This is a genomic window from Streptomyces sp. NPDC043996 (assembly GCF_056435225.1).
Map to the genome: position 1 here is coordinate 292,524 of NZ_JBWKEY010000006.1, position 23,591 is coordinate 316,114.

At 72.6% G+C, this 23,591-nt stretch carries 3 protein-coding genes; all 3 read left to right on the top strand.

Annotated features, from left to right (window positions below; translation table 11 throughout):
• The first annotated feature begins 187 nt into the window (after window positions 1-187).
• From AC07A4_RS18330 to AC07A4_RS18340, 3 genes are read left to right on the top strand one after another with little or no spacing between them, the layout of a single operon-like run.
• Window positions 188-13,705: a type I polyketide synthase gene (locus AC07A4_RS18330; RefSeq protein ID WP_478599523.1), complete on the top strand. Its 13,518-nt coding sequence runs from the start codon at window positions 188-190 to the stop codon at window positions 13,703-13,705.
• A 20-nt stretch (window positions 13,706-13,725) separates the two neighbouring features.
• Window positions 13,726-20,286: an SDR family NAD(P)-dependent oxidoreductase gene (locus tag AC07A4_RS18335; protein WP_478599937.1), complete on the top strand. Its 6,561-nt coding sequence runs from the start codon at window positions 13,726-13,728 to the stop codon at window positions 20,284-20,286.
• Between the two features lies 1 nt (window position 20,287).
• Window positions 20,288-23,413, top strand: a complete 3,126-nt coding sequence (locus AC07A4_RS18340; RefSeq protein ID WP_478599526.1) for a type I polyketide synthase — start codon at window positions 20,288-20,290, stop codon at window positions 23,411-23,413.
• Window positions 23,414-23,591 lie beyond the last annotated feature (178 nt).

Consider the following 23,591-nt stretch of genomic DNA (forward strand, 5'->3'; position numbering starts at 1 on the left):
GAGCGTGCCGAGAGCGGCACGACGGCATGGTCGAAAGACCTTCGCCGGTCGCGGGCCGCACCCATGACCCCGTTGTCCTTCGCTCGGCGTCGGCTGTGGTTCCGCCCCCGTCTGGCAGGCCCGTCCGCGACGTACCACACCGCGTAGTTGCACCCGTTCTTGTAAGTAACCGTTGGGGGAGGCCCTGATGCAGGATGTCGACAAGCTTCGGACCGATGTGCGTGCCGTCGGCGATGCGCAGGAGCCGAGCCGGCCGGTGCGCGAGCCGGAAGGGTCCGCTCACGAGCGCCGGGAGGGCCTCGCTCGCGAGCGCATCGCCGTCGTAGGCGTGTCCTGCCGCCTGCCCGAGGCCGGTAACCCCCTCGCGTTCTGGGAACTGCTGCGCGACGGCAGAAGCGGCATCACCGACGTGCCGGCCGACCGCTGGGACGCGCAGCGGCTGCTCGACTCCGACGTCACGGCCCCCGGCAAGGTCGCCACCACGCGCGGCGGCTTCCTGGGCGACATCGGCGGTTTCGACGCCGACTTCTTCGGAGTCGCCCCGAACGAAGCCGCGATGATGGATCCCCAGCAGCGTCTGATGCTGGAACTCGGCTGGGAGGCGCTGGAGGACGCCGGCATCGTCCCCACGGACCTCGCGGGTACACGTACGGGCGTCTTCGTGGGCGCCATCTGGGACGACTACGCGACCCGGCTCTACAAGCACGGCGCCCAGCACATCAACCGCCACTCCGTGACCGGGCTCCACCGCAGCATCATCGCCAACCGCCTCTCCTACACGCTCGGCCTCAACGGGCCCAGCCTCGCCGTCGACGCGGCCCAGTCCTCGGGTCTCGTGTCGGTGCACCTGGCGGCCGAGAGCCTCCGCGCCGGTGAGTGCACGCTCGCGCTCGCGGGCGGCGTCAACCTCGCCCTCATCCCGGAAAGCACCATCGGCTCGACCAAGTTCGGCGGCCTGTCACCGGACGGCCTCTGCAAGACCTTCGACGCCCGCGCCAACGGCTACGTCCGCGGTGAAGGCGGCGTCTACCTGGCCCTCAAGACCCTGTCCCAGGCGGTGGCCGACGGCGACCGGATCTACTGCGTCATCGAGGGCAGCGCCGTCAACAACGACGGAGCCACCCCCGGCCTCACGGTGCCCAGCGCACACGCCCAGGAAGACGTCATCCGCCGTGCGCACGACCACGCGGGCACGCGTCCCCAGGACGTCCAGTACGTCGAGCTGCACGGCACCGGCACGCGTGTGGGCGACCCCATCGAGGCGGCCGCGCTCGGCGCCGCGCTCGGCACCGGACGCCCCGCGGACTCCCCGCTGCGCGTGGGGTCCGCGAAGACCAACGTCGGCCATCTGGAGGGCGCGGCGGGCGTCGTCGGCCTGCTCAAGACGGTCCTCAGCATCTGGCACCGCCAGCTGCCGCCCAGCCTCAACTTCGAGACGCCCAACCCCGACATCGACTTCGACGGCCTGCGGCTGCGCGTCCAGCAGGACCTCGCCCCCTGGCCCCACCCCGACCGCCCCCTGATCGCGGGCACCAGCTCCTTCGGCATGGGCGGCACCAACTGCCACGTCGTGCTGGGCGAATGGACGGAAACCGAGAGCGCCGCCGGTGACGTGCCGGAGCCGGTGGTGGTGACGGACGGGACGTTGCCGTGGCTGGTGTCGGCGAAGTCGGACGCGGCGCTGGCGGAGCAGGCCGGGCGGTTGCTGGAGTTCTTGGAGCGTCACCCGGGGGTGACGGCGGCGGAGGTCGGTCACGCGCTGGTGGCGGGGCGGTCGGTGTTCGACCATCGTGCCGTGGTGGTCGGGCGTGAACTGGTGGAATTCCAGGGCGCGTTGGCGGCGCTTGCCGCTGGTGAGCCGTCTTCTCATGTAGTGACGGGGACGGCGGCGGTGCGGCCGGGCAGGACGGTGTTCGTCTTTCCTGGGCAGGGTTCGCAGTGGGCGGGTATGGGTGTGGAGCTGATGCGCACCTCGCCGGTCTTCGCCGAGCACCTGACCGCCTGCGCGGCAGCCCTTGAGCCGTACACCGGCTGGAACCTCATCGACGTCCTCACCCAGGCGGAAGGCGCCCCCGCCCTCGAAGGCGACGACGTCATTCAGCCCGCGTTGTGGGCGGTGATGATCTCCCTGGCACGGCTGTGGGAGCACCTGGGGATCGTTCCGGACGCGGTGGTGGGTCACTCCCAGGGTGAGATCGCCGCCGCGCATGTGGCCGGTGTGCTGTCCCTGGAGGACTCCGCGCGCATCGTCGCGCTGCGCTCTCAGGCCCTCGCCGGACTCGCGGGCCACGGCGCCATGGTCTCCCTGCCGCTGCCCCTGGCCGACGCCTCCGAGCTGATCGAACGGTGGGAGGGGCGGCTGACCGTCGCCACCGTCAACGGCCCCACCGCCACCGTCGTGGCCGGTGACACCGACGCGGTCGAGGAACTCCTGTCGCACTGCCAGGGCGCGGACATCCGCGCCCGCCGCGTCCCCATCGACTACGCCTCCCACACGTCCCACGTCCACACCCTCCACGACGAGTTGCTCGAACTCCTGGCGCCCGTCGAGGCGCGGCCCGCCACCGTCGCGTTCTACTCCACCGTCGCCGGTCACCTCGGCGGGCCGATGGCCGACACCACGGTGATGAACGCCCAGTACTGGTACGACAACCTGGCCACCGCCGTTCACTTCCAGGCCGCCACCAGCGCCCTGCTGGACGACGGATACACCCTGTTCGTCGAGGCCAGCCCCCACCCGGTGCTCACCCACCCCCTCCAGGAAACCGTCGCGGACCACCCGGAGGGCGGGCAGGCCCAGGTCACCGGCACCCTGCGCCGCGACGACGGCACCTGGCAGCGCGTACTGACCTCCCTGGCCGCCGCGCACACCCACGCCGACGCCGACTGGGCGGGCTTCTTCCCCGCCACCCGGCCCGCCCCCCTCGACCTGCCCACCTACCCCTTCCAGCGGCAGCGGCACTGGATCGACCTGCCGACGGACGGTCGCATCGACGTCGACTCCGGCCCGGCCACCGCCGTGGCCACCGAGCGGCCCGAGGGCACCGCACCCGCCGAGACCCGCTCGTCGTCGCCGCTCCTCGACCGCCTCACGAAGGCGTCCCGGACCCAGCAGGAACAGATCCTCACCGACCGGATCCGCGCCGAGGTCGCGGCGATCACCGGACGCGTCACCTCGGAGACAGTGGACGTCGACCGCACGTTCAAGGACTTCGGCTTCGACTCCTTCGCGTCCGTCGAGCTGCGCAACCGGCTGAGCACCCTCACGGGCCTGAAGCTGCCGTCGACCCTGCTCTTCAACCACCCGACCCCCACCGCGGTCGCCCGCTACCTGAGGACCGAACTGCTGGGTGCCGAGGACTCCGGCAGCACGAGCCAGGGATCCCCGCTCTCCGTCAGCGCGGACGAACCGATCGCGATCGTGGGCATGGCCTGCCGCTATCCCGGAGACGTCCGCGCCCCCGAGGACCTGTGGCGCCTCGTCAGCGACGGCGTCGATGCCATCAGCGACTTCCCCACCGACCGCGGCTGGGACACCGACAAGCTTCTCGACCCCGACCCGGATCACCCCGGCACCTCCTATGTCGCCAAGGGGGGATTCCTCTTCGACGCGGCGGAGTTCGACCCCGCGTTCTTCGGGATCAGCCCGCGCGAGGCGACGGCGATGGACCCGCAGCAGCGACTGCTCCTGGAGACCTCCTGGGAGGCCATCGAGCGGGCGGGCGTCGACCCGACCGCGCTGCGCGGCAGCCAGACCGGCGTCTTCGTCGGCGCCATGACCCAGGAGTACGGCCCTCAACTGCATGACGGCGCAGCCGGGTTCGACGGATACCTGCTGACCGGCAACACCGCGAGCGTCGCCTCGGGCCGCATCTCGTACACCCTCGGTCTGCAGGGCCCGGCCGTGACGGTGGACACCGCGTGCTCGTCCTCGCTGGTCTCGATGCACATGGCGGCCCAGGCGCTGCGCAACGGCGAGTGCGATCTCGCCCTGGCCGGAGGCGCCGCCGTCATGGCGTCGCCCGGCATGTTCGTGGAGTTCAGCAGGCAGCGCGGCCTGTCACCTGACGGCCGCTGCAAGGCGTTCTCCGAGGCGGCGGACGGTACGGGCTGGGCGGAGGGTGTGGGTCTGCTGCTGCTTGAGCGGCTTTCCGACGCGCGGAGGCACGGTCATGAGGTGTTGGCGGTCGTCCGTGGTTCGGCGGTGAACCAGGACGGTGCTTCCAACGGTCTGACCGCGCCCAACGGCCCCTCCCAGGAACGCGTCATCCGTCAGGCTCTTGCTAGTGCGGGGCTGTCGGCGCAGGAGGTCGACGCGGTCGAGGCGCACGGTACGGGCACGACGCTGGGCGACCCCATCGAGGCACAGGCACTCCTCGCCACCTACGGCAAGGAGCGGCCGGGGGAGCGGCCGTTGTGGCTGGGTTCGTTGAAGTCGAACATCGGCCACTCCCAGGCCGCTGCGGGTGTCGGTGGTGTCATCAAGATGGTCATGGCGATGCGCCACGGCACCCTGCCCAAGACCCTCCACGTCGACCAGCCGTCCTCGCACGTGGACTGGTCCGAAGGCGCGGTGGAACTCCTCACCGAGAACCGTGCCTGGCCGGAGACCGGTCGTGCGTGGCGCGCAGGCATCTCGTCGTTCGGTGTCAGCGGTACGAACGCCCATGTCATCGTCGAGCAGGCCCCGGAGCCCGAGAGTGTCGCGGGTGATGTGCCGGAGCCGGTGGTGGTGACGGATGGAACGCTGCCGTGGCTGGTGTCGGCGAAGTCGGACGCGGCGCTGGCGGAGCAGGCGCGGCTGCTCCTTGAGCACCTGGACCGCTCTTCGGGTGTGACGGCGGCGGAGGTCGGTCACGCGTTGGTGGCGGGTCGGTCGGTGTTCGATCACCGTGCGGTGGTGGTCGGGCGTGAACTGGCGGAGTTCCGGGGTGCGTTGGCGGCGCTGGCCGCTGGAGAGCCCTCGTCGCATGTGGTGACGGGGATGGCGTCTGCTCAGCAGGGCAGGACGGTGTTTGTCTTCCCTGGGCAGGGTTCGCAGTGGGCGGGTATGGGTGTGGAGTTGATGCGCACCTCGCCGGTCTTCGCCGAGCATCTGACCGCCTGCGCGGCAGCTCTTGAGCCGTTCACGGGCTGGAACCTGATCGATGTCCTCACTGAGGTGGAAGGTGCTCCTGGTCTGGAGCGGGTGGATGTCGTCCAGCCCGCGTTGTGGGCGGTGATGATTTCCCTGGCGCGGCTGTGGGAGCACCTGGGGATCGTTCCGGATGCGGTGGTGGGTCACTCTCAGGGTGAGATCGCGGCTGCGCATGTGGCCGGTGTGCTGTCTCTGGAGGACTCGGCACGCATTGTGGCGTTGCGGTCTCAGGCGATCAGGCACATCGCGGGCCGTGGCGGCATGGTCTCGCTGCCTCTCCCCGTGGCGGATGCTGCAGAGCTGATTGCCCGGTGGGAGCGGCGGGTGTTCGTGGCCACGGTCAACGGCCCGTCGGCCACCGTGATCGCCGGTGACGCCGACGCGCTGGCCGAAGTCCTCGCGTACTGCGAGAGCGCGGACATCCGCGCCCGGAAGATCCCGGTCGACTACGCCTCCCACACCCCGCACGTCCACACCCTCCACGACGAACTCCTCGAACTCCTGGCGCCTGTCCAGGCGCGGCCCGCCACTGTCGCGTTCTACTCCACCGTCGCCGGTCACCTCGGCGGGCCGATGGCCGACACCACGGTGATGAACGCCCAGTACTGGTACGACAACCTGGCCACCACCGTCGACTTCCAGGCCGCCACCCGGTCGCTGCTGGACGACGGGCACAGCCTGTTCGTCGAGGCGAGCCCCCACCCGGTGCTCATCCACCCCCTCCAGGAGACCGTCGAGACCTACGAGGGCGGTGGCGAGGTCGCCGTCACCGGCACCCTGCGCCGCGACGAAGGCGACTGGCCGCGCGTGCTGACCTCCCTGGCCGCCGCGCACACCCACGCCGACGCCGACTGGGCGGGCTTCTTCCCCGCCACCCGGCCCGCCCCCCTCGACCTGCCCACCTACCCCTTCCAACGACAGCACTACTGGATCCAGCGCGCCACCACCGCCACCGATCCCCACTCCCTCGGCCTGCACGCCGCCGACCACGGCCTGCTCGGTGCCGCCGTCGCTCTCGCGGACGGCGACGGCCACCTGTTCTCCGGGCGCCTGTCGTTGCGCAGCCACCCGTGGCTGGCCGACCACGCCGTCCACGACACCCCCCTGCTGCCCGGCACCGCGTTCATCGAACTCGCCCTCCACGCCGGTGAGGCCACCGAAACCCCCCACCTGGAGGACCTCACCCTCGAAGCCCCCCTCACCCTCCCGGCCACCGGCGGCGTCCAGCTGCAGATGCACGTGGAAGCGGCCGACCGCGACGGCCGCCGGGCCCTGACCATCCACTCCCGGCCCGACGACGCCACCCCCGACCGGCCCTGGACCCGCCATGCCACCGGCACCCTCGCCCCCCAGGCGCCCACCGCGCCGGACCCGGCCGAGTGGGCGCGGGCCTGGCCGCCGGCCGGCGCCGCCCCCTTGCCCGCCGACACCTTCTACGGCCACCTCGCCGACCGCGGCTACCGCTACGGCCCCACCTTCCAGGGCCTGACCGCCGCCTGGCGCGACGGCGACACCCTCTACGCCGAGGTCACCCTCCCCGCCGACGACACCGCGGGCGCCGACCGCTTCGGCATCCACCCCGCGCTCCTCGACGCCGCGCTCCACCCGATCGTCGCCTCCGCTCCCGAGCGGGACGCGGACCAAGTGCTGCTGCCGTTCGGCTGGTCGGACGTCCAGCTGCACGCCACGGGCGCCCGCGCGCTGCGCGTCCAGATCACCCCCGCTGACGCCGGGGCACTGCGCCTGAGGCTCGCCGACCCCGCCGGGCAGCCGGTCGCCGAGGTGGCGTCGCTCGCCCTGCGGCCGATCACCACCGAGCAGCTGGCGAAGGCCGTCGCGACGGGAGGAGACGAGCACCTGTTCCGCCTGGCGTGGACCCCCATGCCCGTCACGGAGACCCTCAAGGCCGACCGGGTGGCGTTCCTCGGCTCCGTCGTGCCCGAGGCGCTGGTCACATCGCTGCCCGAGAACGTCGCCGTCGTGCGTCACCCGGAGCTGGCGCCCCTCCTCGCGGACGCCGGTGCTCCGCTCCCGGACCTGGTCATCGCCACCGGCCTGCTGGGGCGTTCCGGCCCGGCCGAGGACGTCCCCGGCTCCGTACGCGAGGCCGTTCGGTACACCCTGGACCTGCTCCAGTCGTGGCTGGCCGAGGAGCGCCTCGCCGACAGCCGCCTCGCGATCGTCACCCGGCGGGCCGTCGCGGTCGACGCCGACACCGAGTCGGCGAACCCCGTGGACGCCGCCGTCTGGGGTCTGATCCGTACGGCCGAGACCGAGAACCCGGGCCGCTTCACCGTGATCGACCTGGCGGACGAGAACGCCGTCCCCGCCGAGGCGTTCCGCGCGGCGCTGGGCGGCGGCGAGCCGCAGGCGGCCGTCCGCGACGACGACAAGCAGCTGTACGTCCCGCGGCTCGTACGGGAGATCCCGCCCGCCGACGCCGCCGCGCCGGAGCCCGCCGCGGGCGGCACGGTCCTGATCACCGGCGGCACGGGCACCCTCGGGACGCTGTTCGCCCGCCGTTACGCGGCGGCCGGGCAGGCCGGGCATCTGCTGCTGACCAGCCGCCGCGGCCAGGACGCGCCCGGCGCCTCCGAACTCGCCGCCGAACTGACCGACCTGGGCGTGCGGGTCACCATCGCCGCCTGCGACACCGCCGACCGCGACGCCCTGGCCGCGCTCCTCGCGGACATTCCCGAGGAGCACCCCCTCACCGCCGTCGTGCACACCGCCGGTGTCCTCGACGACGGCACCATCACCTCCCTGACGGCCGACAGCGTCGAGCGGGTGTTCCGCCCCAAGGTCGACACCGCCTGGCACCTGCACGAGCTCACCCGCGAGACGGATCTCGCCGAGTTCGTCCTCTTCTCCTCCGTGGCGGGCGTCCTGGGCACCCCGGGCCAGGGCAACTACGCCGCCGCGAACGTCTTCCTCGACGCGCTGGCCCAGCACCGTCGCGCCGCAGGCCTGCCCGCCACCTCCCTGGCCTGGGGACTGTGGTCCGACAGCAGCGGCATGACAGGACACCTGGACGAGGTGGATCTGACCCGCATGGCCCGCCTCGGGATCAAACCCCTCACGGCGGCGGAGGGCGAGGCGCTGTACGAGACCGCCCGCGCCACCGGCACCGCCTGCCCGGTCCCGGCCAAGATCGCCCCCGCCCTGCTCCGTCCGCACCTGGAGACCGGCACTCTTCCCGCCGTCCTCCAGGGCCTGGTGCGCGTTCCCGTCCGCAGGGCCACCGCGGCCACGGCCACCGGCGCCGCCAGCCTCGGCGACCGGCTTGCCCGCCTGTCCCCCGAGGAGGCGAAGGACGCCGTCGCCGCCCTCGTCCGCACCCACGTCGCCCTCGTCCTCGGCCACGCCACACCCGACACCATCAACCTCGGCCAGGCGTTCAAGGACCTCGGCTTCGACTCGTTGACCGCGGTGGATCTCCGTAACCGCCTCAACGCCGCCACCGGCCTTCGCCTGCCCGCCAGCCTCATCTTCGACTACCCCACCCCGAACCGCCTGGTCGGCCACCTCTACGACAACCTGGCCCCGGCCGCCCACGCACCCGCCGCGGCCCCGGCCGCGACGGCCGCCGCCGCCACCGACGAGCCCATCGCCATCGTGGCCATCGGCTGCCGCTACCCGGGCGGCGTGCGCTCCGCGGACGACCTGTGGAGCCTGGTGGCGAGCGGGACCGACGCCATCGCCGAGTTCCCGACCACTCGTGGCTGGGACATCGAGACGCTGTACGACCCCGAGCCGGGAAAGCCGGGCAAGACCTACGCGCGCCACGGCGCGTTCCTCTACGACGCCGACGCCTTCGACCCCGCCTTCTTCGGCATCAGCCCCCGTGAGGCCCTCGCCACGGACCCCCAGCAGCGCCTGCTGCTTGAGGTCGCCTGGGAGACCATCGAACGCGCTGGCATCGACCCCGCCACCCTGGAGGCCACCTCCACCGGCGTCTTCGCCGGTGTCATGTACGGCGACTACGGCAGCCGCCTCGGCTCCGTCCCCGAGGACCTGGAGGGCTACCTGCTCAACGGCAGCGCGGGCAGCGTCGCCTCCGGCCGCGTCGCCTACACCTTCGGGTTCGAGGGCCCTGCGGTGACGGTCGACACCGCCTGCTCCTCCTCTCTGGTGGCCATCCACCTGGCCGCACAGGCGCTGCGCACCGGCGAGTGCTCCCTGGCCCTGGCCGGTGGCGTCACCGTCATGGCGACGCCCGAGGTCTTCACCGAGTTCAGCAAGCAGCGCGGCCTGTCCGCCGACGGCCGCTGCAAGTCCTTCGCCGCCGCCGCGGATGGTACGGGCTGGGCGGAGGGTGTGGGTCTGCTGCTGCTTGAGCGGCTTTCCGACGCGCGGAGGAACGGTCATGAGGTGTTGGCGGTCGTCCGTGGTTCGGCGGTGAACCAGGATGGTGCTTCCAATGGTCTGACCGCCCCCAACGGCCCCTCCCAGCAGCGCGTGATCCGTCAGGCTCTGGCTAGTGCGGGGCTGTCGGCGCAGGAGGTCGACGCGGTCGAGGCGCACGGTACGGGCACGACGTTGGGTGACCCGATCGAGGCGCAGGCGCTGCTTGCCACGTATGGGCAGGACCGGCCGGGGGAGCGGCCGTTGTGGCTGGGTTCGTTGAAGTCGAACATCGGCCACTCCCAGGCCGCTGCGGGTGTCGGTGGTGTCATCAAGATGGTCATGGCGATGCGCCACGGCACCCTGCCCAAGACCCTCCACGTCGACGCCCCCTCCCCGCACATCGACTGGGAGTCCGGCGCCGTCGAGCTCCTGACGGAAGCACGGACCTGGCCGGAGACCGGCCGCCCGCGACGCGGTGGAGTATCAGCGTTCGGTGTCAGTGGCACGAACGCCCATGTCATCGTCGAGCAGGCCCCGGAGCCCGAGAGTGTCGCGGGTGATGTGCCGGAGCCGGTGGTGGTGACGGACGGGACGCTGCCGTGGCTGGTGTCGGCGAAGTCGGATGCCGCTTTGGCGGAGCAGGCCGGGCGGTTGCTGGAGTTCTTGGACCGCTCTTCGGGCGTGACGGCTGCGGAAGTTGGTCACGCGTTGGTGGCGGGTCGGTCGGTGTTCGATCACCGTGCGGTGGTGGTTGGGCGTGAACTGCCTGAGTTCCGAGGTGCGTTGGCCTCCCTGGCTGCCGGTGAACCGTCTCCTCATGTGGTGTCGGGTGTGGCGGCGGCGCAGCCGGGCAGGACGGTGTTCGTCTTCCCGGGGCAGGGTTCGCAGTGGGCGGGTATGGGTGTGGAGCTGATGCGCACCTCGCCGGTCTTCGCCGGGCACTTGGAGGCCTGTGCGGCGGCGTTGGAGCCGTTCACGGGCTGGAACCTGATCGATGTCCTCACTGAGGTGGAAGGTGCTCCTGGTCTGGAGCGGGTGGATGTCGTCCAGCCTGCTCTGTGGGCGGTGATGATTTCCCTGGCGCGGCTGTGGGAGCACCTGGGGATCACCCCGGACGCGGTGGTGGGTCACTCGCAGGGTGAGATCGCTGCCGCGCATGTGGCCGGTGTGCTGTCCCTGGAGGACTCGGCGCGCATCGTCGCGCTGCGGTCTCAGGCGATCAGGCACATCGCGGGCCGTGGCGGCATGGTCTCGCTGCCGCTCGCGGTGGCGGATGCTGCAGAGCTGATTGCCCGGTGGGCGGGGCGGGTGTTCGTGGCCACGGTCAACGGTCCGTCGTCCACTGTGGTCGCTGGTGATGCCGACGCGCTGGCGGAGGTCCTTGAGTACTGCGAGGGCCGGGAGATCCGCGCCCGGAAGATCCCGGTCGACTACGCCTCCCACACCCCGCACGTCGAGGCACTCCACGACGAACTCCTCCAACTCCTGGCTCCGGTACGCCCGCAGGAGGCAGAGGTCGCGTTCTACTCCACCGTGGGCGACCACGCCAAGGGCGCGATGAGCGATACGACGGCGATGGGCGTGGCGTACTGGTACGAGAACCTGCGCACCACCGTGGCCTTCGAGGCGACCACCCGGTCGCTGCTGGACGACGGGCACACCTTGTTCGTCGAGGTGAGCCCCCACCCGGTGCTCATCCACCCCCTTCAGGAGACCGCTGAGACCCACGAGGGCAGTGGCGAGGTCGCCGTCACCGGCACTCTGCGCCGTGACGAGGGCGACTGGCCGCGCGTGCTGACCTCCCTGGCCGCCGCGCACACCCACGCCGACGCCGACTGGGCGGGCTTCTTCCCCGCCACCCGGCCCGCGCCCCTCGACCTGCCCACCTACCCCTTCCAGCACGAGCACTTCTGGCTCCTCGACGACGGCCAGGACAACGCCGACCGCGCGGTCGGCACGGCGGCGGACCCGGCCGAGGCCGAGTTCTGGGACGCGGTCGAACGCGAGGACCTGGACGGGCTGATCAGCACGCTGGGACTCGGCGACACGGACGGCGAGCGCGACGCCGTGCACTCCGCCCTGCCAGCCGTACTGTCCGCCATGTCGTCGTGGCGGCGCCGCCGCCTCGACCGGTCACTCCTGGAGAGCTGGCGCTACCGCGCGACGTGGAAGCCGCTGCCCGGCATCGGGACCGGGGCGACACAGGGCCTCGCGGAGAGCGCCTGGCTGGTGGCCGTCCCCGAGGCGGCCGCCGCCGACCCCGCGGTGGAGACCGTGCTCGACGCGCTGCGGCAACGCCGCGCCCAGGTCATCCGCTGGGACATCGCACCGGCCGACCTGCGAGACCGCGCCGCACTCGGCCAACGCCTCACCGCCACCCTCGCCGAGAACTCGGCCCCGGACCGCCTCACCGGCGTCCTGTCCCTCGCCGCGCTCGTCGACGACGGCCTGGACACCGCGCACGAACCGGCCTCCGACGGCCTCGCTGGCACGGTCGCCCTGGCCCAGGCGCTCCAGGACACGGGCGTCAAGGCCCGCCTGTGGTGCCTGACGCGCGCGGCGATGACCACGGGCAACGCCGACGCCGTCACCAACCCGCTGCAGGCCCAGATCTGGGGCCTGGGCCGGGTCCTCGCCCTGGAAACGCCGGAGCGGTGGGGCGGGCTCGTGGACCTGCCCGCCCAGCTGGACGGGCGCGCCACGGACCTGCTGTGCGCGGTCCTCGCGGGCGCCGCCCAAGCGGACGGCGAGGACCAGGTGGCGGTGCGCGCCTCCGGAGCGTTCGGCCAGCGCCTGACGCGGGCACCACTGGGTGACGCGCCGACGCGGGACTGGATCCCGCGCGGCACCGTGCTCGTCACGGGCGGCGCGGGCGCCGTCGGCACACACGTCTGCCGCTGGCTGGCCCGGGCCGGAGCACCGCACCTGCTGCTGGTCGGCAGGCGCGGCAAGGACACCCCCGGCATCACGGACCTTCAGGCGGAGCTGACGGAACTCGGCGCGCGCGTGACCGTGGCCGCGGTCGACGTCGCCGACCGGGACGCGCTGCGAAAGCTGCTGGCGTCGATTCCCGAGGAGCACCCGCTGACCGCGGTGATCCACGGCGCCGGAGTGCTCGCGGACGGCCTGGTGGAATCCCTCACGGCACCGCAGCTGGAGCGGGTGCTCCGGCCCAAGGTGGCCGCCGCCACGGCGCTGCACGAGCTCACCGCCGACCTGGACCTCGACGCGTTCGTGCTGTTCTCCTCGGCCGCCGGAGTCTGGGGCAACGGCGGGCAAGGCGCGTACGCCGCGGCGAACGCCTACCTCGACGCGCTGGCCCAGGCACGGCGGTCGGCCGGGCTGCCCGCGACCGCCGTGGCCTGGGGGTCATGGGGCGGCGGCGGCATGGTGACCGGCGAGGTGGAAGAGCGCCTGCGCCGACAGGGAGTGCCGCCGATGGCGCCCGAGACGGCGGTGGCGGCGCTCGCCGCCTCGCTGGCCCGGGACGAGACACAGGTGACGGTGGCCCAGGTGGAGTGGGCGGACTTCGCGCCCGCCCTCACCGCGACCCGCCCCAGCAGACTCATCGCCGACCTTCCCGACGTCACCGCACTCACGGCGGCGCGCTCCGCGGGCACGCACGCCGCAGGGGAGCAGGAGGGCGACCTGGTGACCCGGCTGCGGAAGCTGCCGGACGACGAGCTGGACGACGCCCTGCTGGAGACCGTCCGTGCGCACGCCGCGGCGGTCCTCGGCATGAAGGGGCCCGACGCGATCGACGACGAGAAGGCGTTCAACGCGGCCGGATTCGACTCGCTGACCGCTGTGGAACTGCGGAACCGGCTGCGGGGCGTGACCGGGTTGCAGCTGCCCAGCACGCTGCTGTTCGACTATCCGACGCCGGTCGCCGCGGCACGGTACCTGCGCGAGGAGCTGTTCCCCGACCGGACGTCCGGTGGCGGTGCCCCCGGCGGGGCGGAAGCCGACGCGGACGACGCCGGGGTGCACCAGCTGCTCCTTTCGATTCCGCCAGCGCGGCTGCGCGAGACGGGGCTGCTGGATTCGCTGCGGAGCCTGGCGGGCCAGCCGGCGGACGGCGGCACCGAGGCGAACGAGGGCAACGGCGCGGAGCACGCGCCGGACAACGGCGACGGCCTGTCGCTGGACGACATGAGCGCGGCTGATTTGGTGCGCATGGCGATGAAGAACGACGTTCCAGACGAGATGCGGAGGTCATGATGACCGATTCGAATGATGCCGTGGTTGAGGCGTTGCGGTCATCCCTCAAGGAGACGGAACGCCTGCGCCGACTGAACGCCGAGCTGTCCGACGCGGCGCACGAGCCGATCGCCATCGTCGGCATGAGCTGCCGCTTCCCGGGCGGTGTGCGCTCGCCGGAGGACCTGTGGGACCTGGTCGTCACCGAGCGGGACGCCATCTCCGGCTTCCCGGAGAACCGCGGCTGGGACCTCGACGGTCTTTACGATCCGCAGCCGGGCACCTACGGCAAGTCGTATGTGCGCGAGGGCGGTTTCCTGCACGACGCGGATGAATTCGACCCCGGCTTCTTCGAGATCAGCCCGCGCGAGGCGACGGCGATCGACCCGCAGCAGCGGCTGTTGCTGCAGACCTCGTGGGAGGCGTTCGAGCGGGCGGGCATCGACCCGACGACGCTGCGCGGCAGCCGCACGGGCGTCTTCGTGGGCATGGCCCACCAGGACTACGGCCCGCCGCTGCACAAGTCGCCGGAAGGGCTCGACGGCTACCTGCTGACGGGCAAGTCCCCCGCCGTCGCCTCCGGTCGCCTCTCCTACGTGTGGGGTCTCGAAGGGCCAGCCGTCACCATCGACACGGCGTGCTCGTCGTCCCTGGTCACACTGCACATGGCAAGCCAGGCGCTGCGCCGCGGCGAGTGCTCCCTCGCCTTGGCGGGCGGCGTGTCGGTCATGGTGATGCCCGGCGTGTTCATCGAGTTCAGCCGCCAGCGCGGGCTCGCCCCCGACGGCCGGTGCAAGCCGTTCGCGTCCGCCGCGGACGGCACGTCCTGGGGCGAGGGCGTGGGCATGCTGCTCCTGGAACGCCTCAGCGACGCGCGGAAGAACGGCCACCAGGTCCTCGCGGTCGTACGCGGCTCGGCCGTGAACCAGGACGGCGCCTCCAACGGCCTGACCGCCCCCAACGGCCCGTCCCAGCAGCGCGTCATCCACCAGGCCCTGGCGGACGCGCGGCTGAGCGCCGACCAGGTGGACGCCGTCGAGGCGCACGGCACCGGCACGACCCTGGGCGACCCGATCGAGGCACAGGCCCTCCTCGCCACCTACGGCAAGGACCGGCCCGCGGACCGGCCGCTGTGGCTGGGCTCGGTGAAGTCCAACATCGGCCACCCGCAGTGCGCGGCGGGCGCGGCGGGCGTCATCAAGATGGTCATGGCCATGCGCCACGGCATCCTGCCGAGGACCCTGCACGTGGACGAGCCGACGCCGCACGTGAACTGGTCGGCGGGCGCGGTGGAACTCCTCGCGAAGACGCGGGTGTGGCCGGAGACCGACGGGCGGCCGCGGCGGGCCGGAGTGTCGGGGTTCGGCGTGAGCGGCACCAACGGACACCTGATCCTCGAGCAGGCGCCCGAGGACGAGCCGACGCCCGACACCGCCGACGCGGACGCGGGCGGCGTTGGCGGGCTCGTGCCGTGGGTCGTGTCGGCGCGCTCGGAGCAGGCGCTGCGGGCGCAGGCGGAGAAGCTGCGCGACTTCGCCGCCGCCGACGCGGGCCTGGACCTGGCCGCCACGGGCTGGTCCCTGCTGTCGAGCCGGGCCCGGCTCGAACACCGCGCGGTGATCGTCGGACGCGACCGGGACGAAATCCTGAACTCTCTGACGTCGCTCCACGACGGCACGGAGTCCGCCGCACTGGTGCGGGGCGTCGCCGGAAAGCTCGGCGGCTCCGCCTTCATGTTCCCGGGGCAGGGGTCGCGGTGGGCCGGTGTGGCACGGCAGCTGTACGACGCCTTCCCCGCCTTCGCGCGGAGCCTCGATGAGATCTGCGCGCGCTTCGACGCGCACCTTCCCTTCGCCCTGAAGCCCCTGCTGCTCGCCGACGAGCCCACGGGGGCCACAGGGGCCACGGAGGGCGAGCGGACGGACATCGCGCAGCCAGCGCTGTTCGCCCTGCAGGTCGCGCTGTACCGGCTCCTGACGCGCTACTGCCCGCAGCCGAAGTACCTGATCGGTCACTCCGTCGGCGAGATCGCCGCCGCCCATGTGTCCGGAGTGCTCGACCTGGACGGTGCGACCCGGCTCGTGGCCGCTCGCGGACGGGTCATGCAGACGGTGAGCGAGCGCGGCGCCATGCTGGCGGTCCGCGCCCCGGAAGCCGAAGTGAGGGCACTGCTCGAGACGTACGACCGCGTCGGCGTCGCCGCTGTCAACGGCCCGGAGTCGGTCGTGGTCTCGGGCCTGCGCGAGGAGGTCCACGCACTGCGTGAACAGCTCGTCGCCAGCGGCACGTCGGCGAAGCTGCTCAAGGTCGACCACGCCTTCCACTCCCCGCTCATGGAGCCGATCCTGGACGAGTTCGCGGGCTCGGTCGGTGAGCTGCCCGCGGGCGAGACGGCGATCCCGGTCATCTCGACCCGGCTCGGCCGCGAGGCCACGCTCCAGGAGCTGACGTCCGTCGAGCACTGGGTGCGCCACGTCCGCGAACCCGTTCTCTTCTTCGACGCGGTGGAGCGGGCCCGTGCCGCCGGTGCGCGCGTCTTCCTCGAAGTGGGCCCGGGATCGACGCTCGCGAGCCTCACCAAGGAGGCCTTCGACGCCCAGAACGTGCCCGACGCGGTGGTCCTGTCGTCCTCGCGGCGGGACCGCGACGCGGTGGAGGCACTGGTCGGCGCCCTTGCCGAGCTGCACGTGCGGGGCGGGGCCGTGGCCTGGGACGCCCTGTTCGCCACGCGCCGACGGGTGGACCTGCCGACGTACGCGTTCCAGCAGCAGCGGTACTGGCTGGACGCCACGTCCGGGGCGGGCGCGGCGGACGTGACCTCCGCGGGCCTCGCCGCGGCGGAGCACCCGCTGCTGGGCGCCGCGGTGGAGCACCCCGGCACCGACGAGGTGGTCTTCACCGACCTGTGGTCCCTGCGCACCCACGGCTGGCTGGCCGACCACGCCGTGTTCGGCACGGTCGTCGTCCCGGCGACGGCCTATCTGGACCTGGCGCTGTGGGTGGGCGACCACGTCGGGTGCCCGGCGATCGGGGAACTCTCCCTGGAAGCCCCGCTGACCCTTCCCGACGCGGGCGGCATGCGGGTGCGGGTCGTCGTCGGCGCGGTGGACGAGACGGGACACCGCTCCCTGGACGTGTACTCGCGCGCCGATGACGACGGCCGTACGGCGGGCGGCTGGACCCGGCACGCGACGGGCAGCCTGGCACCGGACGCGCCGCGGACGGCCGAGCGGACCGAGGCCGGGCGCTCGCTCGGCGTGTGGCCGCCGGACGGGGCGCGGCGACTGGACATCGACGGTCTCTACGACTCCCTCGCCGACATGGGCTTCGACTACGGTCCGGCCTTCCGCGGACTGCGCGAAGTGTGGAAGCACGGCGACGACGTCTTCGTTCTCGCCACGCTGCCGGAGACCGCGGAGGTCCTGGCCGGCGGCGGGTTCGGACTGCATCCGGCGCTGATCGACGCGACGCTGCACGCGGTGGGCGTCGGCGGCGTCCTGGAAGTGACGCACGACCAGGGCTGGATGCCCTTCTCCTGGTCCGGCGTCGAGCTGACCGGGGAGTGCGGCCCGAGCGTGAGGGTCCGCATCACTCCGACCGGCGACGGCGTCGTGTCCCTGACGATCGCCGACGAGCACGGCCACGCCGTCGCGTCCGTCGCGGCGCTGACGTTCCGGCGTGCCAGCGCCGAGCAACTGCGCGCGGCGCGCGGCGGGCAGGAGCAGTCGCTGTACGCACTGCGCTGGCAGCCGCTCAAGGAGGGCGAGCGGGAGTCCCACCGCGGGCGGTGGGGCGTCGTCGGCGCCGAGAACGGCCTGGCCTCCCGGCTCACCGCGGCGGGCGGCGACAGCGTCGGGCACTACGCGTCCCTGGACGACGCCTTGACGGGCGAGGCGCCCCGGCACCTCGTCCTGTGCCTGGACGACTTCCTCACCGGCGACCCCGACCAGCTCGCCGCGGTCACCGACGCCGACACCCGTGTCCTCGACTGGGTCCAGCGGTTCCTCGCCGAGGATCGGCTGGCCGGATCGACCCTGGTGGTGCTCACCCGGCTCGCCCTGGACACCGGCGGCGGGGAGCGTGTCGACAGCCTCCCCGGCGCGTCCGTGTGGGGCCTGATCCGCTCCGCCCAGACCGAGCACCCCGGCCGGTTCCGGCTCCTTGACACCGACGGCGAGGACGCGTCCTTGGCACGCGTGGTGGACGCGCTGGCCGTCGACGAGGACCAGCTGGCCCTGCGCGGCGGCGTCTGTCATGTACCCCGCATGGCTCCGGCCGAGCCCGCCAACCAGCAGCTGGGCGAGGTCCCGGCGGCTGGCGCGCACCGGCTCGGCATCCTGAACAGGGGAACGCTGGAGAACCTGACCTGGGTGCCCTGCCCCGAGGTGGAGGAGCCCCTGACGAGCGGGCAGGTGCGCGTCGCCGTGCACGCCGCGGGGCTCAACTTCCGGGACGTCACCATCGCCCTGGGCCTGGTGGACAGGACGGCCTTCGACACCGGGCTCGGCAGCGAGGGCGCCGGTGTCGTCCTCGACGTCGCGGACGACGTCACCTCCCTCGCGCCGGGCGACCGGGTCCTGGGTGTCTTCACCGGCGCCTTCGGCCGCGTCACCACGGCGGACCACCGGCTGCTCATGCCCGTACCCGACGGGTGGAGCTACGCCGAGGCGGCGTCCATGCCGACCACCTTCCTCACCGCCTACTTCGCGCTGTTCCGCGCGACGCGGCTGAAGAAGGGACAGCGGGTCCTCATCCACGCCGCCGCCGGTGGCGTGGGCATGGCCGCCGTCCAGCTGGCCAAGCACGTCGGCGCGGAGGTCTACGCGACCGCGAGCCCGGCCAAGTGGCCCGCCCTGCGCGCCCTCGGCATCGACGACGCGCACCTGGCGTCGTCGCGCGACCTGGAGTTCGCGCAGAAGTTCCTGGACGCCACGGACGGCCGTGGCGTGGACGTCGTCCTGAACTCCCTCGCGCACAAGTTCGTCGACGCCTCGCTGACCCTGCTGCCCCAGGGCGGGAGCTTCATCGAGATGGGCAAGACGGACATCCGCGAGCCCGAGCGGGTGGCGGCCGACCACCCCGGGGTCGCCTACCGGGCCTTCGACCTCTACGAGGAGGGACCGGACGCGATCCGCGAGATGTTCCGGTCCGTCATGGAGCTGTTCGCCGACGGCCGCGTGCGCCTCAACCCGATCTCCGTACGCCACATCCGCGACGCCCGCGGGACGTTCCGCGAGATGAGCCAGGGCAGCCACATCGGCAAGCTGGTCCTGGAGCTGGGCGACGACTTCGGCGGCGGCACCGTCCTGGTCACCGGCGGCACCGGCGGCGTGGGATCGCTGGTGGCGCGCCACCTCGTCACCGAACACGGCGTGCGGAGCCTGATCCTTGCCAGCCGCCGGGGAGCGGCGGCCGACGGCGTGCCCGAACTCGTCGCGGAGCTGGAGCGGGCGGGCGCCTCCGTCAGCGTCGTGGCCTGCGACGTCGCGGACCGGGCCGCCGTGACGGACCTGCTCGCCGACATGCCCCCCGCGTACCCGCTGACGGCGGTCGTGCACGCGGCGGGCACGCTGGCGGACGGCACGGTCGAGTCGCTGACCGCGCGGAGCCTCGACCAGGTGCTGCGCGCCAAGGTCGGCGGTGCGGTCAACCTGCACGAGCTGACCCGCGACCACACCCTGTCGGCGTTCATCCAGTTCTCCGCCCTCGCGGGCACGCTCGGCAACGCGGGACAGGCCAACTACGCCGCGGCCAACGGGTTCCTGGACGGTCTCGCGGCCCAGCGCAGGGCGTCGGGCCTGGTCGGCACCTCGCTGTGCTGGGGCTGGTGGGAGCAGAGCAGCGGCATGACCGGGGACCTGGACGAGGCCAACGTCTCCCGGATCCGGCGGATGGGCATCGCCGCGATGCCGACGCCCCAGGCCCTCGGCCTGTTCGACGCGGCGTGCGCGAGCGACAAGCCCGTACTCATCCCCGCCCGGATGGACCTGTCCGCGCTGCGGAACAAGACCCAGGAGGAACTGCCGCCCCTGCTGCGCGACCTGGTCGAGGGCAGCCGTCCCCGCCGGGCCCGGCCGGGCCAGGGCGGGGCCAGCGGCCCGGCCGGCCTGCCCACGGGCCTCGCCGACCTGCCGGAGGGCGAGGCGGAAGCGGCCGTCCTCGCCTGGGTCCGTGAGCACACCGCCATCGTGCTCGGACACCCCTCCAGCGCGGCCATCGACGCCGACCAGGCGTTCACCCACCTCGGATTCGACTCGCTGACCGCGGTCGAACTGTGCAACCGCCTGGGTTCGGCGACCGGACTGCGTCTCGCGTCCACCCTCGTGTTCAGCTATCCGACACCGCGCGAACTGGCCCAGCACATCTGCGGCCTGCTGCGTCCGGTTCCGGACGCGCAGGCGGCCGAGGACGCGCGCATCCGCGAAGTACTGCGGACCGTCTCGATCGAAGGCCTGCGCAGCGCGGGCCTCTTGGACCTGGTCCTCGCCTGCGCCGACGAGCCGCAGTCCGACGGGCAGGAGCAGGAACCGGAGGCGGGCGCACTGGCCGCCCTGGACTTGGACGCACTCATGGACCTGGCCATGGACGAGAGGGGCAACTGACATGAACGACTCCGCAGGCCGCACGGCGGAGGGCACGGACCGGGTCCAACGGGTGCTCCGCACCCTGCTGGAGGAGCGCGACCGCCTCCGGCAGGAGATCGACACCCTGAAGGCCGGACGCGGCGAGCCGATCGCCGTGGTGGCCATGGCGTGCCGCTACCCCGGAGGCGTGTCGACGCCCGACGAGCTGTGGGACGTGCTCCGCGAGGGCAGGGACGTCATCGGCGACTTCCCGCAGGACCGCGGGTGGCGGGACGTCTACGACCCCGATCCCGACCGCGTCGGCAGCTCGTACGTGCGCCAGGGCGGGTTCCTCGACGACGTGGGCGCCTTCGACGCGGGCTTCTTCGGCATCAGCCCGCGCGAGGCGCTGGCGATCGACCCGCAGCAGCGCCTGCTCCTCGAGACGTCGTGGGAGGCCTTCGAACGGGCCGGCATCGTCCCCGCCGACATCCGCGGGGAGGAGGTCGGCGTCTTCTCCGGGGTGAGCTCCACCGAATACGGCTGGCGCTTCCTGGAGGGCGGCCGGAGCGATCTCGAGGGCCACCTGCTGTACGGCAGCTCGCTGAGCGTCGCGTCAGGGCGGGTGGCGTACGAGCTGGGCCTGACCGGCCCCGCGGTGTCCGTGGACACGGCGTGCTCGTCGTCCCTTGTGGCCCTGCACCTGGCGGCGCAGTCGCTGCGCATGGGGGAGTGCTCGCTCGCCCTCGCGGGCGGCGCCCTCGTCCTGTCGTCGCCCGCGGCCTTCGTGGAGTTCGCCCGGCAGGGCGCCCTGTCGCCCGACGGCCGGTGCAAGGCCTTCTCGGACACCGCCGACGGGACCGGCTGGGCGGAGGGCGTGGGCGTGCTGCTCCTGGAGCGGCTCTCCGACGCCCGCCGCAACGGCCACCCGGTCCTCGCCGTCGTGCGCGGCTCCGCGACGAACCAGGACGGGGCAAGCAACGGACTGACCGCCCCCAACGGCCGCGCCCAGGAGAAGGTGATCCGGCAGGCCCTGGCGAACGCGGGGGTCGCGCCCGGCGAGGTGGACATGGTCGAGGCCCACGGCACCGGCACCACCCTCGGAGACCCCATCGAGGCGAGCGCCCTGCTTGCGACCTACGGCCAGGGCCGGGCACAGGACCAGCCGCTCTGGCTGGGCTCCCTGAAGTCGAACATGGGGCACGCCCAGGCCGCCGCCGGGGTCGGCGGGATCATCAAGACCATCCTCGCCATGCGCCACGGCTACCTGCCGAAGACCCTGCACGTGGAGAAGCCCTCACGCCACGTCGACTGGTCGTCCGGCGGGATCGAGCTCCTGGCGGAGGGCCGTGAGTGGCCCCGCGGGGACGGCCCGCGACGGGCTGGTGTGTCGTCGTTCGGTGTCAGCGGCACCAACGCGCACGTGATCCTGGAGGAGGCTCCGCCGCGGGAAGTGGCCGACGAGCAGGGCGACGAGCGGGACCCTGGACCGGGCGTCGTCGGCGGCCTCGTGCCGTGGGCGGTGTCGGCCAAGAGCGCGGCCGCCCTGCGGGGGCAGGCGGGCAAGCTGCGGGACTTCCTCGCCGCCGATCCGCGGGCGGACGTCGCCGCCATCGGCGCGTCGCTGCTTTCGAGCCGGTCGCGGTTCGAGCACCGCGCGGTGGTCGTCGGCCGCTCCCGGGACGAACTGCTCGGCGCTCTGGCCGAGTTGAGCGCTGGTGAGGAGTCCGCCGCGGTGGTGCGCGGTACGGCCGGGAACCTCGGCGGCGTCGCGTTCGTGTTCCCCGGGCAGGGCTCGCAGTGGGTCGGCATGGGACGGCAGCTGTACGACGCCTTCCCGGTCTTCGCCCGCAGCCTCGACGCGTGCGCGGCCGCGCTGTCGGAGTGGGTCGACTGGTCGCTGCTCGACGTGGTGCGCGGCGTGGAGGGGGCACCGACGCTCGACCGGGTGGACGTGGTGCAGCCCGCGCTGTTCTCGATGATGGTGTCCATGGCCGCCCTGTGGCGGTCCTGGGGTGTGGAACCGGCCGCGGTGGTGGGCCACAGCCAGGGTGAGATCGCCGCCGCCCACGTCTGCGGCGCCCTTTCGCTGCGCGACGCCGCCAAGGTCGTGGCGCTGCGCAGCAAGGCCCTGGTGGACCTCATCGGTCACGGCGGGATGGCGTCGGTCGCCCAGTCCGCGGAGGTCGTTGAGGCCCGTCTCGCGGAGTGGCAGGGCCGGATCAGCATCGCCGTGGTCAACGGGCCGAGCTCGGTGGTGGTGTCCGGGGAACCGGAGGCACTCGACGAGTTCGTCGCGAAGACGAAGGCCGAAGGCGCTCAGGCCAGGCGCATAGACGTCGACTACGCGTCCCATTCGCCTCACGTGACCCGGGTCCGCGACCAGGTGCTCGGCCCGCTGTCCGATGTGCGCCCGACGACGTCGGCGCTGCCCTTCTACTCGACCCTGTACGGCGAGGTCATCGACACCGCGGAGCTGAACGGGGAGTACTGGTACAACAACCTGCGCGAGAAGGTCCTCTTCGAGACGTCCGTCCGGCGCCTCGCCGGGGACGGCTTCCGGGTGTTCGTCGAGATGAGCCCGCACCCTGTCCTGACCGTCCCGGTGCAGGAGATCGTCGAGGACGTGGACGACGCGGTGGTCCTGTCGTCCTCGCGGCGGGACCGCGGGGAAGTGGACGCCGTGATCGGCTCGCTGGCCGACCTGCACGTCCGGGGCGGGTCCGTGGACTGGGACGCCCTGTTCAGCACGCGTCGGCGGGTCGACGTGCCGACGTACGCGTTCCAGCGGCAGCGCTACTGGCTCGCCTCCTCGCACCCGGCGGTGACCGCGCAGGAGGAGCCTGCGACGGAGCCGCCCGCGCCTGCGGACGAGCCCGTCGCCCTGCCGGACCTGCTCGCCACGCTCTCCGGCGACGAGGCGACGGCCGCTGTCCTCGACCATGTCCTCAAGAAGGTTGCCGTCGTGCTCGGACACTCCTCCAGTGAATCCGTCGACCCCGACGCGGAGTTCAAGGACATCGGCTTCGACTCGCTGCTCTCGGTGCAGCTGAGCAAGGGCCTGTCCACGACGACCGGACTCAAGCTGAGGCCGAACCTGGTGCTGAAACACCCCACACCGAGGCGGGTCGCCGGGCACATCCTGACGTCGATGGGCCGGTCGTGACCGGCGGTGAACGTACAGTGCGCGGGGCCCGCGAGTCCGCCCCTGACCAGGCCCGTTCCGGCCCCAGCGGCCTTGAACAGCCGATCCACGTCGGTGCGGGTGGGGGTCTTCACCGACTTCCTCAGTCTGAATTCCTACCAGTTTCTGAATTCCTACCGGTTCCGGCTTCCTGCCGGTT